Annotated in this window: 11 protein-coding genes and 1 pseudogene; 7 read left to right on the top strand and 5 right to left on the bottom strand. The window is 44.7% G+C overall.

Annotated elements, in window-relative coordinates; all coding sequences use genetic code 11:
* Positions 1-94: 94 nt before the first annotated feature.
* The 4 genes from ABG082_RS09440 to ABG082_RS09425 all read left to right on the top strand — a co-directional run bounded on the left by ABG082_RS09440 (position 95) and on the right by ABG082_RS09425 (position 4,703).
* A complete protein-coding gene (locus tag ABG082_RS09440; RefSeq protein WP_348936812.1) occupies positions 95-1,075 on the top strand; it encodes a pectinesterase family protein in 981 nt (326 codons plus the stop codon).
* Positions 1,076-1,206: 131 nt separating this feature from the next.
* Positions 1,207-2,691: a D-alanyl-D-alanine carboxypeptidase/D-alanyl-D-alanine-endopeptidase gene (gene dacB, locus ABG082_RS09435; RefSeq protein ID WP_348936811.1), complete on the top strand. Its 1,485-nt coding sequence runs from the start codon at positions 1,207-1,209 to the stop codon at positions 2,689-2,691.
* A gap of 19 nt (positions 2,692-2,710) precedes the next feature.
* Complete coding sequence (locus ABG082_RS09430) at positions 2,711-4,078, top strand: MATE family efflux transporter (protein WP_342494756.1); 1,368 nt, start codon at positions 2,711-2,713, stop codon at positions 4,076-4,078.
* Positions 4,079-4,142: 64 nt separating this feature from the next.
* Entirely contained in the window at positions 4,143-4,703 is a 561-nt protein-coding gene (locus tag ABG082_RS09425) for a CatB-related O-acetyltransferase (RefSeq protein WP_193803646.1), read from the top strand.
* Positions 4,704-4,734: 31 nt separating this feature from the next.
* Here ABG082_RS09425 and ABG082_RS09420 read toward each other — a convergent pair whose 3' ends face one another.
* Positions 4,735-10,281, bottom strand: coding sequence for a hypothetical protein (locus ABG082_RS09420; RefSeq protein ID WP_348936810.1), 5,547 nt, complete (start codon positions 10,279-10,281; stop codon positions 4,735-4,737).
* 175 nt (positions 10,282-10,456) lie between these two features.
* Between ABG082_RS09420 and ABG082_RS09415 the strand changes: the two genes are divergently transcribed.
* Both ABG082_RS09415 and ABG082_RS09410 read left to right on the top strand, forming a co-directional pair.
* Entirely contained in the window at positions 10,457-11,476 is a 1,020-nt protein-coding gene (locus ABG082_RS09415) for an LLM class flavin-dependent oxidoreductase (RefSeq protein WP_348936809.1), read from the top strand.
* A 6-nt stretch (positions 11,477-11,482) separates the two neighbouring features.
* A pseudogene (locus tag ABG082_RS09410) lies at positions 11,483-11,563 on the top strand (transposase); the annotation flags it as partial.
* Positions 11,564-11,668: 105 nt separating this feature from the next.
* Here ABG082_RS09410 and ABG082_RS09405 read toward each other — a convergent pair.
* Together ABG082_RS09405 and ABG082_RS09400 are read right to left on the bottom strand one after the other, a co-directional pair.
* A complete protein-coding gene (locus tag ABG082_RS09405; RefSeq protein WP_142155246.1) occupies positions 11,669-12,754 on the bottom strand; it encodes a glycoside hydrolase family 26 protein in 1,086 nt (361 codons plus the stop codon).
* Between the two features lie 606 nt (positions 12,755-13,360).
* On the bottom strand, positions 13,361-13,981 hold the full coding sequence (locus tag ABG082_RS09400) for a GPR1/FUN34/YaaH family transporter (protein ID WP_142155245.1): 621 nt from the start codon (positions 13,979-13,981) through the stop codon (positions 13,361-13,363).
* Between the two features lie 148 nt (positions 13,982-14,129).
* Here ABG082_RS09400 and ABG082_RS09395 point away from each other — a divergent pair, with 148 nt between their 5' ends.
* Positions 14,130-14,951: a uroporphyrinogen-III synthase gene (locus ABG082_RS09395; RefSeq protein WP_024719426.1), complete on the top strand. Its 822-nt coding sequence runs from the start codon at positions 14,130-14,132 to the stop codon at positions 14,949-14,951.
* Between the two features lie 39 nt (positions 14,952-14,990).
* On the opposite strand, the gene ABG082_RS09390 is transcribed toward ABG082_RS09395, so the two are convergent.
* Positions 14,991-15,593, bottom strand: a complete 603-nt coding sequence (locus ABG082_RS09390) for a DedA family protein (protein WP_007499192.1) — start codon at positions 15,591-15,593, stop codon at positions 14,991-14,993.
* 53 nt (positions 15,594-15,646) lie between these two features.
* The gene (galU, locus tag ABG082_RS09385; RefSeq protein WP_017359504.1) at positions 15,647-16,528 is read right to left on the bottom strand and encodes a UTP--glucose-1-phosphate uridylyltransferase GalU; all 882 of its coding nucleotides are present in this window, start codon (positions 16,526-16,528) and stop codon (positions 15,647-15,649) included.

Raw genomic sequence — 16,528 nt, 5'->3', positions numbered from 1 at the left:
TGGATGTTTTTTTGTTTTTTTTTGTTTTATAACTGAATAGGATCAAAAAGAATACGTCAATGAAAACGTTCACAATATAAGGGGGAGATGTGTGATGAAGTACGGAAAACGACTGCTGATGATGGTATTGGCCTTACTGCTTTTTGACTCAGCTTATGCGCAAGCAGCTGGACACAACCATCAAACAAACCGCGTGCTTATTGTCGATCAAAAAGGAAATGGGACATTTCGAACGGTTCAATCTGCCATTGATGCGATACCAGTGAACAATCAACAGCAAACGACGATATATATTAAAAATGGTGTGTATAAAGAAAAGATTCTTCTTCCGCAAAATAAGCCGTATGTGTCCTTTATTGGAGAAAATCAGTATCAGACGATTCTGACGTATGATGATACAAATGCAAGCAGCGGGAGCACAACCAATAGCTCTAGTACAATGATTCGGGCAAATCATTTTTACGCAGAAAATATCACGTTTCAAAATACAGCTGGCCGAAACGCAGGGCAGGCAGTTGCCCTTTATGTGTCTGGAGACCGGGCTGTGTTTAAACACGTACGTGTTCTCGGTTATCAAGATACACTATATGCCACAGGCACAGGAAGACAATATTATGAAAATTGCTATATCGAGGGCACGGTTGACTTCATATTTGGTTCAGCAACGGCTGTATTTAAAAGAGCTGAAATAAAAAGTCTTGGAAATGGGTATATTACAGCGGCATCCACAACAGAAGCGCAAAAGTATGGCTACGTTTTTATTGATTCCACATTAAATAAAGGAACGGCTGCGTCTCAATCTGTTTACTTAGGCCGTCCGTGGAGACCTCATTCGGCTGTCACGTTCCTCCAAACAAAAATGGATGAACATATTAAAGCTGAGGGATGGCATAACTGGGATAACAAAGACAACGAGAGAACGGCTAGATATCAAGAATATGGATCAACGGGCGCAGGGAGTCATGTGGCAAACCGGGTGAAGTGGTCAACGATATTAACAAAAAACGAAGCAAGTCAAATCACCGTTCAATCCGTGCTTAGCAGAAGCGATGGCTGGAATCCTGAAAAAAGGTAAAAGAGGCTTGTCAGTTTTCGTCAAAGAAAGCTGACTTTTCTGTTTAAAAAACCTTTGAGAACAAACGTTCTTTTGTGTATAATGAACATAATCTGCTAAATTTGGCTGCTTTTCTAAAAAGGAGGGATTGCGTGAAACGTTTCTCACAGGTCATGTTTTTACAACTATGTATTTTGTCCATGTTATTTCTCCCTTTTTCAGTGAAAGATGAACAACTAACAGCTCATGATGATCAATCAAAATGGATCACTTCCTTAGACGAATTCATTCGAACATCACCTGATCTAGAGGGCGCGATTGCTGGCATCAGCGTACGCGATACTTCTGACACTTCCCTTCTTTATGAACATCAAGCGGACATCCGTCTGACTCCTGCTTCTAATATGAAACTACTCACATCTGCTATCGCACTCGATCTACTGGGTGAAACACACACTTTTCCAACAGACGTTTGGATGGATGGTCCAATCCAAAAGAAAACATTGCACGGCAATCTTTATCTCCGAGGCACTGGAGACCCTACATTGTTAGAAAGCGATTTTGCCGCATTAGCCAAACAAGTCAAAAAGGCCGGAATACATACGATTCGTGGACAGCTTGCGGCTGATGATACTTGGTTTGATGACACAAGGTATTCCATCGATCTGCCGTGGAGTGATGAAGATCAATATTACGGCGCTCAAATATCTGCTCTTACTGCTTCACCGAATGAGGATTATGATGCAGGAACGATCATTCTCGAAGTTAAGCCGGGAAAGAAAGCAGGGCAGAAGGCCAGCTATGAGATGATCCCGAAGACTGACGTCGCTCAAGTTGTCAATCAAGTGAAAACTGTGCCAGAAGGAGGAAAGAAGAAAGTATCTTTTAAACGCTCTCACGGTACAAACAAAATTACACTGACTGGGACGATTCCGCTAAAAGCATCTTCGTCTAAACAATGGGTCGCATTATGGGAACCGACAACGTATGCTTTAGACTTAATGAAACGAGCATTAAAGGCTGAGGGGATTCAGCTGAAAGGACCACTCAAAACAAAACAAGTTCCTAAAAAAGCGAAAAAAATCGCTTCCCATTCATCAATGCCTTTATCCGATCTTCTTGTTCCGATGATGAAATTAAGCAACAATACACATGCAGAAATTCTGTTAAAAGAACTTGGGAAGCGGGTAAAGAACAAAGGAAGTTTTGACAAAGGGCTTGACGTGCTGAATGAACGCCTTCCTGCCTATGGCATAGATGCATCTATGACTGTGTTGAGAGACGGATCAGGCATATCACCCATTAACCTTGTTTCTGCAAACCAATTCACTTTATTTTTGACAAACATTCAAAAGGAAAAATGGTTTAACACCTATGTCCATGCACTTCCATTAGCTGGGGCAAGTGAGCGTATGGTGGGAGGTACATTAAGAAACAGATTGAAAGAACCAGCTACACTAGAAAAAGTGCGTGCAAAAACAGGTACGCTATCAACGGTCAGCACACTATCTGGATATATTGAAACGCAGAGTGGAAAAACGCTTGCTTTTTCCATCTTATTGAATCATCTCGTTGATGACGAAAAAGGAAAAGAGATAGAAGACCGCATTGTCAGCATATTAGCTGAGGATCTTTAGACAGAGAAGGAGAACCATCATGACGTTAGATAATAATCAATCTTTAGTAAAAACCATGTCGATCTTTCTAATTCCACTTTTATTAAGCAATATTTTGCAATCAATTGGACAGCTTGTTTCCATTGTGCTTGTCGGTAGATGGATTGGAGAGGATGCAGTAGCTGCGATTTCTGCATTCTTTCCACTTTTCTTTTTACTTGTTTCTTTTTCCATTGGGATTGGATCAGGGAGCTCGATCCTGATTGGACAAGCGTACGGAGCAAAAAATGAGCAGAGGTTAAAGGAAATTATCGGTACAACGCTTTCGTTCACCTTTTTAATCGGACTTTCTTTAGCTGTCATTGGAGGTTTTTTTGCCACAGATATTTTACATCTGATGGGGACACCTGCAAATATTGTGGAGGAAAGTGCGGCATATGCCAGAATCCTATTCATCTCCATGCCCATCTTATTTCTTTATTTTGTCTATACAACTTTTTTACGAGGAACAGGAGATTCTAAGACACCATTTTATTTCTTAATGATTAGTACAGGAACAAATATTTTATTGTTACCAATTTTATTATTCGGCTGGCTTGGATTACCGGCATTTGGTTTATATGGTGCTGCGTATTCTTCTGTGATTTCTACAATCGTTACGTTTATCATTCTTCATATCTATCTTTATAAAACAAAGCACCCGCTTCGCATTGATGCGTCGGTTAGAAAGCATTTATTGATGAAAGGGGATTTATTAAAAACGCTATTAAAGTTAAGTATCCCTTCTAGTATTAATATGATTCTCATTTCTTTATCAGAAATTGCTGTCATTTCTTTTGTCAACGATTATGGATCACAGGCAACAGCAGCCTATGGCGTTGTTAACCAAGTCGTAAGTTATGTACAGATGCCTGCAGTGAGCCTTGGTATTGCAGTATCTATTTTCGCCGCACAATTCATTGGCGCAGGAAACATGAATCGTTTGAAAGATGTCATTAAAATTGGGCTGGGGCTAAACTTTGCGATAGGCGGATTGATTATTATTTTCGTCTATATTTTCGCACCACAAATTTTATCTATCTTTTTAACAGATCCTGCAACGATTGACATTGCATATAGTTTGGTCGTGATTACCCTATGGAGCTATCTCATTTTTGGAACGGCGCAAATCGTTGCAGCCACAATGAGAGCAAGCGGAACAGTGCTATGGCCGACCATCTTTAGTATTTGTTCCATTTGGCTTGTTGAAGTACCAGTGGCTTATGTGCTATCACACTACACATCGCTGGGGATCAAAGGAATCTGGATAGGCTATCCTGCAGCCTTTTTTGTAAACTTATTGCTCCAATATGGCTATTATCGACTAGTATGGAAGAAAAAGCAGATCGTTGCACTTGTCCAATCATAATGTGAGCCTATCATCTGGCATATACATACGAAGATCGATTACTTTGTAGGGGGTCTGATCTTCTATGTTTTTAAACCAAAGAAGTGAGCTCAGTTCGTATGATATCGGTGACTTCACTTATGCTGGACCAGATTTTCAAGTCTTGACGTGGGGAGAAGGGACAACGCTGAATGTGGGGAAGTTTTGTTCCATCGCAAACGAAGTAAAAGTTTTTCTTGGTGGTGAACACCGAACAGATTGGGTCACGACGTATCCCTTCAATCAAATTTTCACAGATGCTGCCCACATTGAAGGACATCCACGATCAAAAGGAGATGTGTGTATAGGGCACGATGTTTGGATTGGATATGGAGCAACGATCATGTCAGGGGTACAGATAGGAAACGGGGCAGTCATTGGAGCAAATAGTCTGATTACAAAAGATGTGCCACCATATGCGATTGTCGCCGGGAACCCGCAACGGCTCATGAAATATCGATTTTCTTCGGATATCATTGAAAAACTTCAGTTATTAGAATGGTGGAACTTAGAGTTTTCGTTCATACAGTCTATTTTTCACCTCTTGCAATCTCATGATATTGACCGTTGTATAAGCGTAATTGAAGATAGAAAAAAGAAAGGCTGACAGAGCCTTTCTTTTTTTATCTTCGTTTCACTTAGCTGAGTCTGATGATGGTAAGTGATGCACCGGTTGCACCACCACCTATTAGAATGGCTGTTACAACCGCTCCGAAAAATTGTAATGAAATTGTATTTCCTGCTGTTAAATTGACAATAACTGTATTGCTCATAAAAGTTGTGGATACGGCAGACGACTGAATTGAACCTGGAATAGCAGTTGATCCATTCAACCATAGCCTTGTGCTCACTAAAAGTGCAGCAGTGGTATTTACTTGATATGTGATATAGTATTTACCTGTTTGCTGGACTGTGAATGTATCATTTGAACCATTCGGCGTAAATCCATTAATATTTTGATTACTTGGTAAAGCAATGTTCGTACCACCAGCAATAGTAATGATTGTAGGACCTGTTGTATTTCCAGCATAAAGTGCCGTATCAGTTGGACCGCTAGCTCCAGTTGCACCAGTTACACCAGTAGCCCCGGTGGCACCAGTTACACCAGTAGGCCCGGTATCTCCGGTGGCACCAGTAACTCCAGTTGCACCAGTGATTCCAGTAGCACCAGTAGCCCCAGTGCCTCCAGTAGCACCAGTAATTCCAGTAGCTCCAGTAACCCCAGTAGCTCCAGTAGGCCCGGTATCTCCAGTAACTCCGGTTGCTCCAGTAGCCCCAGTGGCACCAGTTACACCAGTAGCTCCAGTAGGCCCGGTATCTCCGGTGGCACCAGTAACTCCAGTAGGCCCGGTATCTCCAGTAGCACCAGTAATTCCAGTAGCTCCAGTAACCCCGGTGGCACCAGTTACACCAGTAGGCCCGGTATCTCCGGTTGCACCAGTAACCCCAGTAGCCCCGGTATCACCGGTAGCACCGGTGGCACCAGTAACTCCGGTTGCTCCAGTTGCCCCAGTTGCCCCAGTAGCTCCAGTAGGCCCGGTATCTCCAGTAGCACCAGTAATTCCAGTAGCTCCAGTAACTCCAGTTGCACCAGTAACCCCAGTAGCCCCGGTATCTCCGGTTGCACCAGTAACTCCAGTTGCACCAGTAACCCCAGTAGCCCCGGTATCACCGGTAGCACCGGTTGCACCAGTAACTCCGGTTGCACCAGTAGCTCCAGTAGGTCCGGTATCTCCAGTAACTCCGGTTGCTCCAGTAGGTCCGGTATCACCGGTGGCACCAGTTACTCCAGTAGCACCGGTAGGTCCGGTATCTCCAGTAACTCCGGTTGCTCCAGTAGGTCCGGTATCACCGGTAGCACCAGTTACACCAGTTGGACCAGTAGCCCCAGTATCTCCAGTAGACCCGGTATCTCCAGTAACTCCGGTTGCTCCAGTAGGTCCGGTATCACCGGTGGCACCAGTTACTCCAGTTGGACCAGTAGGTCCGGTATCACCGGTGGCACCAGTTACCCCAGTAGCTCCAGTAGGCCCGGTATCTCCAGTAACTCCGGTAGCACCAGTTGCCCCAGTTGCCCCAGTAGGTCCGGTATCTCCAGTAACTCCGGTAGCACCAGTTGGACCAGTAGGCCCGGTATCTCCAGTAACTCCGGTAGCACCAGTTGGACCAGTAGGCCCGGTATCTCCGGTAGCACCAGTTACCCCAGTGGCTCCAGTTGATCCTGCCGCAGCCAGTAATGTGTAGTCTGGGGAAGTATCTGGTGTACCTGTCGGTGGTGCAGTATTTACTACATACGTACTTCCATTAAAGGTCACTACTTGCCCTACTGGGTAAGTAGGACTGACTACCGGATCAAACGCTTCAATTCCTGTTAATCCTGCCCCAGTAGGTCCGGTATCTCCAGTAACTCCGGTTGCTCCAGTTACACCAGTTGCCCCAGTAGGTCCGGTATCTCCAGTAACTCCGGTAGCACCAGTTGCCCCAGTAGGTCCGGCATCTCCAGTAGCACCAGTAACTCCGGTTGCCCCAGTAGGCCCGGTAGCACCAGTATCTCCAGTAACTCCGGTAGCACCAGTTACACCAGTTGCCCCAGTAGGTCCGGTTGCTCCAGTAACACCGGTTGCCCCAGTAGGCCCGGTATCTCCAGTTGGACCAGTAGGTCCGGTGGCACCAGTTGGACCAGTAGCCCCAGTATCTCCAGTAGGTCCGGTATCTCCAGTAACTCCGGTAGCACCAGTTACACCAGTTGGACCAGTAGCCCCAGTATCTCCAGTAGGTCCGGTAGCACCAGTAACTCCGGTTGCTCCAGTAGGTCCGGTATCACCTGTGGCACCAGTTACTCCAGTTGGACCAGTAGGTCCGGTATCACCGGTAGCACCGGTTGCACCAGTAACTCCGGTTGCACCAGTATCTCCAGTAGGTCCGGTATCTCCAGTAACTCCGGTTGCTCCAGTAGGTCCGGTATCACCGGTGGCACCAGTTACTCCAGTAGCACCGGTAGGTCCGGTATCTCCAGTAACTCCGGTTGCTCCAGTAGGTCCGGTATCACCGGTAGCACCAGTTACACCAGTTGGACCAGTAGCCCCAGTATCTCCAGTAGACCCGGTATCTCCAGTAACTCCGGTTGCTCCAGTAGGTCCGGTATCACCGGTGGCACCAGTTACTCCAGTTGGACCAGTAGGTCCGGTATCACCGGTGGCACCAGTTACCCCAGTAGCTCCAGTAGGCCCGGTATCTCCAGTAACTCCGGTTGCACCAGTTGCCCCAGTTGCCCCAGTAGGTCCGGTATCTCCAGTAACTCCGGTAGCACCGGTAGCACCAGTTACACCAGTTGCCCCAGTAGGTCCGGCATCTCCAGTAGGCCCGGTAGCACCAGTTACACCAGTAGCACCGGTAGGTCCGGTATCTCCAGTAACTCCGGTATCTCCAGTAGGCCCGGTATCTCCAGTTACACCGGTGGCACCAGTAGGCCCGGTATCTCCAGTAACTCCGGTAGCACCAGTTGGACCAGTAGGCCCGGTATCTCCAGTAACTCCGGTAGCACCAGTTGGACCAGTAGGCCCGGTATCTCCGGTAGCACCAGTTACCCCAGTGGCTCCAGTTGATCCTGCCGCAGCCAGTAATGTGTAGTCTGGGGAAGTATCTGGTGTACCTGTCGGTGGTGCAGTATTTACTACATACGTACTTCCATTAAAGGTCACTACTTGCCCTACTGGGTAAGTAGGACTGACTACCGGATCAAACGCTTCAATTCCTGTTAATCCTGCCCCAGTAGGTCCGGTATCTCCAGTAACTCCGGTTGCTCCAGTTACACCAGTTGCCCCAGTAGGTCCGGTATCTCCAGTAACTCCGGTAGCACCAGTTACACCAGTTGCCCCAGTAGGTCCGGCATCTCCAGTAGCCCCAGTAACTCCGGTTGCCCCAGTAGGCCCGGTAGCACCAGTATCTCCAGTAACTCCGGTAGCACCAGTTACACCAGTTGCCCCAGTAGGTCCGGTTGCTCCAGTAACACCGGTTGCCCCAGTAGGCCCGGTATCTCCAGTTGGACCAGTAGGTCCGGTGGCACCAGTTACACCAGTTGGACCAGTAGCCCCAGTATCTCCAGTAGGTCCGGTATCTCCAGTAACTCCGGTAGCACCAGTTACACCAGTTGGACCAGTAGCCCCAGTATCTCCAGTAGACCCGGTATCTCCAGTAACTCCGGTTGCTCCAGTAGGTCCGGTATCACCGGTGGCACCAGTTACTCCAGTTGGACCAGTAGGTCCGGTATCACCGGTGGCACCAGTAACCCCAGTAGCTCCAGTAGGCCCGGTATCTCCAGTAACTCCGGTTGCACCAGTTGCCCCAGTTGCCCCAGTAGGTCCGGTATCTCCAGTAACTCCGGTAGCACCGGTAGCACCAGTTACACCAGTTGCCCCAGTAGGTCCGGCATCTCCAGTAGGCCCGGTAGCACCAGTTACACCAGTAGCACCGGTAGGTCCGGTATCTCCAGTAACTCCGGTATCTCCAGTAGGCCCGGTATCTCCAGTTACACCGGTGGCACCAGTAGGCCCGGTATCTCCAGTAACTCCGGTAGCACCAGTTGGACCAGTAGGCCCGGTATCTCCAGTAACTCCGGTAGCACCAGTTGGACCAGTAGGCCCGGTATCTCCGGTAGCACCAGTTACCCCAGTGGCTCCAGTTGATCCTGCCGCAGCCAGTAATGTGTAGTCTGGGGAAGTATCTGGTGTACCTGTCGGTGGTGCAGTATTTACTACATACGTACTTCCATTAAAGGTCACTACTTGCCCTACTGGGTAAGTAGGACTGACTACCGGATCAAACGCTTCAATTCCTGTTAATCCTGCCCCAGTAGGTCCGGTATCTCCAGTAACTCCGGTTGCTCCAGTTACACCAGTTGCCCCAGTAGGTCCGGTATCTCCAGTAACTCCGGTAGCACCAGTTACACCAGTTGCCCCAGTAGGTCCGGCATCTCCAGTAGCCCCAGTAACTCCGGTTGCCCCAGTAGGCCCGGTATCTCCAGTATCTCCAGTAACTCCGGTAGCACCAGTTACACCAGTTGCCCCAGTAGGTCCGGTTGCTCCAGTAACACCGGTTGCACCAGTAGGCCCGGTATCTCCAGTTGGACCAGTAGGTCCGGTGGCACCAGTTACACCAGTTGGACCAGTAGCCCCAGTATCTCCAGTAGGTCCGGTATCTCCAGTAACTCCGGTAGCACCAGTTACACCAGTTGGACCAGTAGCCCCAGTATCTCCAGTAGGTCCGGTAGCACCAGTAACTCCGGTAGCACCAGTTACCCCAGTTGGACCAGTAGGTCCGGTATCTCCGGTTGCACCAGTTACCCCAGTGGCTCCAGTTGATCCTGCCGCAGCCAGTAATGTGTAGTCTGGGGAAGTATCTGGTGTACCTGTCGGTGGTGCAGTATTTACTACATACGTACTTCCATTAAAGGTCACTACTTGCCCTACTGGGTAAGTAGGACTGACTACCGGATCAAACGCTTCAATTCCTGTTAATCCTGCCCCAGTAGGCCCGGTATCACCAGTAACTCCGGTAGCACCAGTTGCCCCAGTTGGACCGGTATCTCCAGTAACCCCGGTAGCACCAGTTACACCAGTTGGACCAGTAGCCCCAGTATCTCCAGTAGGTCCGGTATCTCCAGTAACTCCGGTTGCTCCAGTAGGCCCGGTATCTCCAGTAACTCCGGTATCTCCAGTAACCCCGGTGGCACCAGTTACCCCAGTAGGCCCGGTAGCACCAGTAACTCCGGTTGCACCAGTAGGTCCAGTAACTCCAGTAGCACCAGTTACCCCAGTTGGACCAGTAGGTCCCGTATCACCAGTAACTCCGGTAGCCCCAGTAACTCCAGTAGCCCCAGTTACCCCAGTTGGACCAGTAGGTCCGGTATCACCGGTGGCACCAGTAACCCCAGTAGGCCCGGTAGCACCAGTTACACCAGTAGAACCTCTGTTTACAATCTTATTATTTGTTTTTTTTCGTCCTTTTGCTTTAGCACAAGTGCTGTGATGTTTAACAACTTTTTTCTTTTTACATTCTCGTTTAAGAAGAGGGCAATCATCAAATGTAGGTCTATCGTGACGAGATTTTCTGTAATGAGGTTGCCAATCATGATTTTTTCCGCAAAAGGGACATTTGTTATCGTACTGGTTATACAAATTCCCCATCTCCTAAAAGTTAATATTTTATTCTATGTGGAAATTTAAAAAGCGGAATTGAGCTTAATGATATTTTTTAGTTCGAAGTTCATCGAATCAAATCATTTAAAAGTTAAATCGTTTTATGTTATGGTGTTGAAAGAATGAAACTAGTATGATTTTTGAAAGAAATGGGGCAGCATGTATGAGTCAATCAGTATTACAACACACAGCATATTCCGTGTTAAATTTATCCTCTGTAACAGAGGGGGGCACAATTAAAGAATCATTTGAACATAGTATGGATTTAGCAAAAAAAGCTGAGAAGTGGGGCTACCATCGATATTGGCTTGCGGAGCATCATAATATGGAAGGGGTTGCGAGTTCAGCAACATCCGTCTTGATTGGATATATTGCTGGAGGGACTGAAAAGATCCGCGTTGGTTCTGGGGGGATTATGCTTCCAAACCATTCATCACTCGTCATTGCAGAACAATTTGGAACACTGGAGACTTTGTATCCAGGGAGAATTGATTTAGGTCTAGGCAGGGCACCAGGAACAGATCAGTTAACGGCAAGGGCACTTAGACGTAATCTTCATAATGGGGAGGATTTCCCTGAGCAGCTTGAAGAACTTCGGCAATATTTCAAACCGACTGGTCAGGTCAAAAAACATGTCAGAGCTGTTCCAGGAGAAGGGTTGGATATACCAATTTGGCTTCTTGGTTCAAGTGGTTTTAGTGCAAGGCTTGCAGGGGAACTCGGGCTGCCATTTGCTTTTGCGGCACATTTCTCACCTAAAAATACCATTCCTGCTTTAGAATTATACAGACAGTCATTTCGACCATCTGATGTGTTAAAAAAACCTTATGCGATGGTTGGTGTGACGGTTTTTGCTGCTGATCAAACAGAGCGGGCTGAGTATTTGGCGACGTCTCATTATCAGCGGTTTTTGAGTCTCATTCGCAATACACCAGGAAAACTCAAAGCCCCTGTTGAAAGTATGGATGGGCTATGGAGTCCATATGAGAAGGCGATGGTGGACGAACAATTAAGTTCGACGATGATTGGGGATAAACAAAAGGTGAAAAAAGAGTTAGAAGCCTTTATTGAAGCGACTCAAGCAGATGAAGTGATGATTAATTCGGATATGTTTGATCATCAAGAAAGAATGCGCTCTTATGAAATCATTGCAGACATATTTCAAGGGGAACAAGAAAAATAAAGGTGTCCTTCTCTTGATCCACTTATTTTGTTCAAAATGATGTTTATCGGATACCTAAATGGTTACCGTACTGAAAGACAACTTGAATAAGAAATTTACTATAACATGCTTTGTATCTCCTGAATTTATGTATCAATTTATATTTAAAAGCACTATGAAGTAAAGTTTCTTCATAGTGCTCTTTGTATCTCATTATTCAACTATTGGTGTAAGTGAACTCCCGCTCCACATTTCACCCTTATTCAGTGTCCAACCATCATTATAAAGATTAGAGGCACCTTGATTAGCCACAGGACTCCAACCATCATCCCAAGCTAAGAAATAAATGGTTTTAGGATATTTTTGTTTAACTGCATTGATAAATTGTGAATAATCAAGGCTACCATTTGCTGTTTGCGGACCAACTTCTGCGAAAGCAAATGGCTTATTCAGGGCAGTTAACTCGTCATATCCTTTAATCGAATAAGCATCTGAGAAATACGCATCTAATCCCACAATGTCAACATAAGATGATCCAGGATAAAAATCTACCTTAAAGTCTCGGTTTGCGTCTGGGGAATATACCCAAATTAAGTTATCCAAACCTCTTGTATCAGTCATATAATGATAGACTTTTTGATAAAGCTGTTTGTAAAGTGAAATGCGTTGGTTGTCTTTTTTGTTATATTCAGTTAGACCCCACCAAAACCATTCTCCATTCATTTCATGAAGAGGTCTGAATAGAACAGGAACACGTTCATTTTCAAACTGCTGAAGACCATCTGCAATTTTACTCAAAACAGCGTCAAATCGCTTGCCCTCAGTAGTTGATGAGTCTAAGATTTTTTGGTATTGACTGTTTGAAATTGGAGTTTTATAATGCCCAGATTGAAACGCAGGGTTAGGAAGATGCAAACTAATCTGAGGTATACCTCCGTTCTTCCAATAAGAAATTAAATTACTGTTGCAGCTGTAATCAATTGCGTCAGTAATACTGGCTGACTCCAACCATCCTCTCGAATAATCACAAGCATATACTGCAGGTGACTGGCCAGTAGCATTTTTGATTCGATCAGCTTCTGACATTGAAAACGTTGCATTTGTATATCCGCCGAATGCACCTGACAGTATGCGATCCTCAGATCGGTTTGGCAGGTGAGCTAGCCAATTCAGCAACTCTTTTGTTGTCGCCTGAGCATTAGGATTCACGGGGGTCACTGTATGAGCAGATGCTGCCTGAGAAAAAGCTGGAACGATTAATAAAGAAAGTAATATAAAAACACCCATTTTTTTAATCATACTTATTCTCCCAATTCTTTTTTATTATTCTTAATACTGTTAAATAATGCTATAAAGCGCAGAAGCCATTACTTTTAATCTCCATCTCCTTGTAGTGTAAGAAGTGTATCATCCCCCTTGTTTTAAATTGGTTTTCTCTTCAAAATATATACATTAACCCTTGTGAAACCAATTTCAGGGTAAAAATTAGGTTAAACTAAAAAATACATTTATACATCAGTCATTTTTCCTGTTTTTTAAAATAAGTTTAAATACCTCTAATAGCATTTAACAATAGGTCTCAATAATACTTTGGTAACATGACTATTTCAACAATTTTCCATATTCGTTTTCATTCTAAAAGAGAATTATTTAATAAATGGAAAATACGGAAAATGAAGTGGCGTTCTAAACATGCATCTTGTACAGCTTTAAAGTAAAGGGGGCGGTATGCATATTTTTTGTATCTAATTTTTATGTAGAATCTGTAACCATTACGATCAGTTGTATTATAATCAGGCTGTCAATACAATAAAAGAACATCAATATTTTAAAAATAAAAAAGATTGTAGAAAAACATGAGTTTCTCTACAATCTGAGTACTGACACAGAGCAGTTCTTTTTTATTTATTCTTTTGTAAAAACGCGAAATGGTTGTCCAACTGGCAGTACTGTACGACCAAAATGTGTATTCAGCACAACAGCTGCAGAACCATAAAATGAAAGAAGAGAAATAATCAATTCTGCAATACCAGCCATCGTATGAGTCACATCGTACATCACACCAAACGAGCTTAGGGACAGGCCAATGAATAAGAAATCAATAAAGACGAAAATCAAAAACAATACTTTATGTGTTTCCATTGCACCGATCGTCATAAATAAGCTGAAAATCAAATAACCAATAAAAGCAAAACCTAGTTGTTTTGGATCCGCAGCTCCCGCAAGCGTTTTCCCAAAAACGCCAGCTTGAATGAGCCAAGTGGTTCCAACACCCATCCAAAAAAGACCGAATGCGCCGAAGGCAGTGGCTCCAAAAATATTATGATGCTTTGAATCTTGTATGGACGCGATCAGCTGCGCGATTCCTCCAAGGAAGATAGCCCAAGGTAAAATAAGAGATGTGCCATCTGTGATTCCTAGTTTTTGTGAAGACGCAACAAGCGTCACCATTGCTAAACCAAACAAACCAAGTGGTGTTGGGTCAGCGATTGATAATCGAATTGCTTGAACATTCTGTTTTTCCATAATGACCTCCTACAATTTGCACTTACAAAAGATACTCGAATTCGATAGAAACGTCAAGCTCTTTTTTAGTAGACACTTGCAACGTCTTCCAAATAAATCTATATTTAATACAATACATCATACATGTGATAGAAAAAGAGGGATGAGAATGAGTAAAGGCTTAGCTGGAAAGACCATTGCCATATGTGGAACAAGAAAAACAGAAGAAATGCGTACACTTGTTGAAAAGCAAGGAGGACAAGCTGTTATTCGTTCTCTTCAGGGCACTGTATTTTTAGCCAAAGAGGAATTGAAGCCAGGCATAGAAACCTTTGTAAAGAAGGGAGCTGACTGGGTCATTTTAACAACGGGTATCGGCACAGACACATTAATTGAAAGTGCAGAAGAGCTGCAGCTTGGAGAAGCATTTATGAACATTTTATCAAGTGCCCATATCGCTTCAAGAGGATACAAAACGTTCGCGGCTCTAAAAAAACACGGCATTCAGCCTGATGTTTCTGATGAAGATGGAACCGTTCGTGACCTCATTTCAAAGTTAGAAGACAAAGAACTTCAAGGTAAACGGGTCATGGTGCAGCTTCACGGCGAAAATGCACCAGCTCTCATTGATTTTTTACATCACAAGGGAGCAGACGTTTTGCAGCTCATGCCATATCAGCACACGCCCCCTGAACCAGAGGCGGCAGACACTTTGCTTCAAGAAATGAAAGAAGGGAAGGTCCATGCCGTTTGTTTTACAACCGCTGTTCAGGTTCATGCCTTTTTCAAACTAGCAGAAGAATGGGGCAAAAAAGAAGAACTGCAACATCTATTCGAGCAGCATGTATTAGCTGTAGCTGTTGGAAAAGTCACAGCTGAAGCTTTAAAAGAAGAGGGGATAAGCCGCATTCTAGCCCCATCACTTGAAAGAATGGGTGCAATGATTATGGAATTATCTCAATATATGAAAAAACAATCGACGCACGCATAGAAAAAACGCCTTTCACATGACGAGTGAAAGGCGTTTTTGTTAGATTGTCCGTTTTCGATTTGTGCGAATTTTTTTCAAAACGAAATACAGTACGATGAGAACAATGGCAATGACCATAATTGGTGTTGTATACGTGTGAGCGACACTTTGAATGTGGTCCCATTTTGTCCCAAGCTGCATTCCAAGGTAAATAAATAGGATGGACCAAGGGATGGCGGCTAATCCGGTCAAAAGAACAAATTTGAGAAATGGCATCTTTGCAATACCAGCTGGAATCGAGATCGCGTGGCGCACGACTGGGATAAAACGAGCTGTAAATACGACACCAGTTCCATATCGGTCAAACCAGCGTTCTGCCGTGGCAATATGATGCTCATGGATGAATAAATACTTCCCATACTTTGTTAAAAAAGGTCTTCCGCCGTAAAGGCCGATCCAGTAAATAAAGCACTGGGCAAGTGTTCCTCCAATAACCCCAGCGATGACGGCTCCAACAAATCCTATGCTTCCTGTTGACACCATATATCCGCCGTAGGCAAGTACAATTTCACTCGGGATAATTTCAATCATCAGTCCAAGTGCAACACCTGCGTAACCAAGGCTTGTCAGCCAGGTTAAAATTTCATTAAACAAGGTTCCCATTCATTTCACTCTGCCTTTAAATACGAATTTTCTTCAAGCATCCTTATAAGAGCCTATGCTTGTTTTGCTTCTCTCATGAGTATGCTTTGCATATAGGCTAGCATGGCTGTCCGCATATCATGACGCATCAATCCAATTTCAGCCGCTGCCTTAAATGAGCCCAGCTTATCACCAACGTCAAATCTCATCCCATCTAATTGTTTTGCATAAATGGGTGATTCATGTGCAATGATTTTCAGGGCATCTGTCAGCTGGATTTCGTTCCCGGCACCTCTCTCGATTCCTTGAAGAATAGGAAAAATCGATGGTGTTAACAAATACCTGCCCATCACGGCTAAATCGGAAGGAGCTTCATGAATAGCTGGCTTTTCCACTAAGTCTGTGACTTCAAACACTTGACCGTCTACTCTAGCTGGTCTTATCATACCATACTTACTGACATCTAGACGATCCACTTGCTGGACGCCAATGACCTCTCTTTGTTTGTCTTCAAAGACTTCCATGAGCTGAGAGAGTGCAGGTCTTTCTGACACCATGACATCATCACCTAAAAGGACCGCAAAAGGATCATTGCCAGTAAAATGACGTGCACATAATACCGCATGTCCAAGACCTAAGGGCTCCTTTTGACGAATATAATGAATATTGGCCATATCCGCAATATGTTTGATTTCAGCTAACTGTTCATTTTTCCCTTTTTCAAGCAACGTGTGTTCTAGCTCAATCGAACGGTCAAAGTGATCTTCAATTGATTTTTTATTTCTTCCTGTGATAATTAGTATATCTTCAATGCCTGATTGAACAGCCTCCTCAACTATGTATTGAATAGCGGGTTTGTCGATAATCGGCAGCATTTCCTTTGGCTGTGCTTTCGTTGCGGGTAAAAAACGTGTGCCTAATCCGGCTGCTGGTATAACGGCTTTTTTGATATTCAT

Origin of the sequence: Bacillus sp. BS1807G30 (assembly GCF_040047675.1) — a bacterium.
Lineage (GTDB): Bacteria > Bacillota > Bacilli > Bacillales > Bacillaceae > Bacillus > Bacillus altitudinis.
This window is presented reverse-complemented; position numbering and strand designations above follow the sequence as displayed.

What these genes read in the sequence shown, in the direction of transcription:
- ABG082_RS09400 (WP_142155245.1), bottom strand. Translation starts at nt 13,981, where the DNA reads ATGGAAAAACAGAATGTTCAAGCAATTCGATTATCAATCGCTGACCCA.
- ABG082_RS09405 (WP_142155246.1), bottom strand. Translation starts at nt 12,754, where the DNA reads ATGATTAAAAAAATGGGTGTTTTTATATTACTTTCTTTATTAATCGTT.
- ABG082_RS09430 (WP_342494756.1), top strand. Translation starts at nt 2,711, where the DNA reads ATGACGTTAGATAATAATCAATCTTTAGTAAAAACCATGTCGATCTTT.
- ABG082_RS09440 (WP_348936812.1), top strand. Translation starts at nt 95, where the DNA reads ATGAAGTACGGAAAACGACTGCTGATGATGGTATTGGCCTTACTGCTT.
- ABG082_RS09420 (WP_348936810.1), bottom strand. Translation starts at nt 10,281, where the DNA reads ATGGGGAATTTGTATAACCAGTACGATAACAAATGTCCCTTTTGCGGA.
- galU (WP_017359504.1), bottom strand. Translation starts at nt 16,528, where the DNA reads ATGAATATCAAAAAAGCCGTTATACCAGCAGCCGGATTAGGCACACGT.
- ABG082_RS09415 (WP_348936809.1), top strand. Translation starts at nt 10,457, where the DNA reads ATGAGTCAATCAGTATTACAACACACAGCATATTCCGTGTTAAATTTA.
- ABG082_RS09425 (WP_193803646.1), top strand. Translation starts at nt 4,143, where the DNA reads ATGTTTTTAAACCAAAGAAGTGAGCTCAGTTCGTATGATATCGGTGAC.
- ABG082_RS09395 (WP_024719426.1), top strand. Translation starts at nt 14,130, where the DNA reads ATGAGTAAAGGCTTAGCTGGAAAGACCATTGCCATATGTGGAACAAGA.
- ABG082_RS09390 (WP_007499192.1), bottom strand. Translation starts at nt 15,593, where the DNA reads ATGGGAACCTTGTTTAATGAAATTTTAACCTGGCTGACAAGCCTTGGT.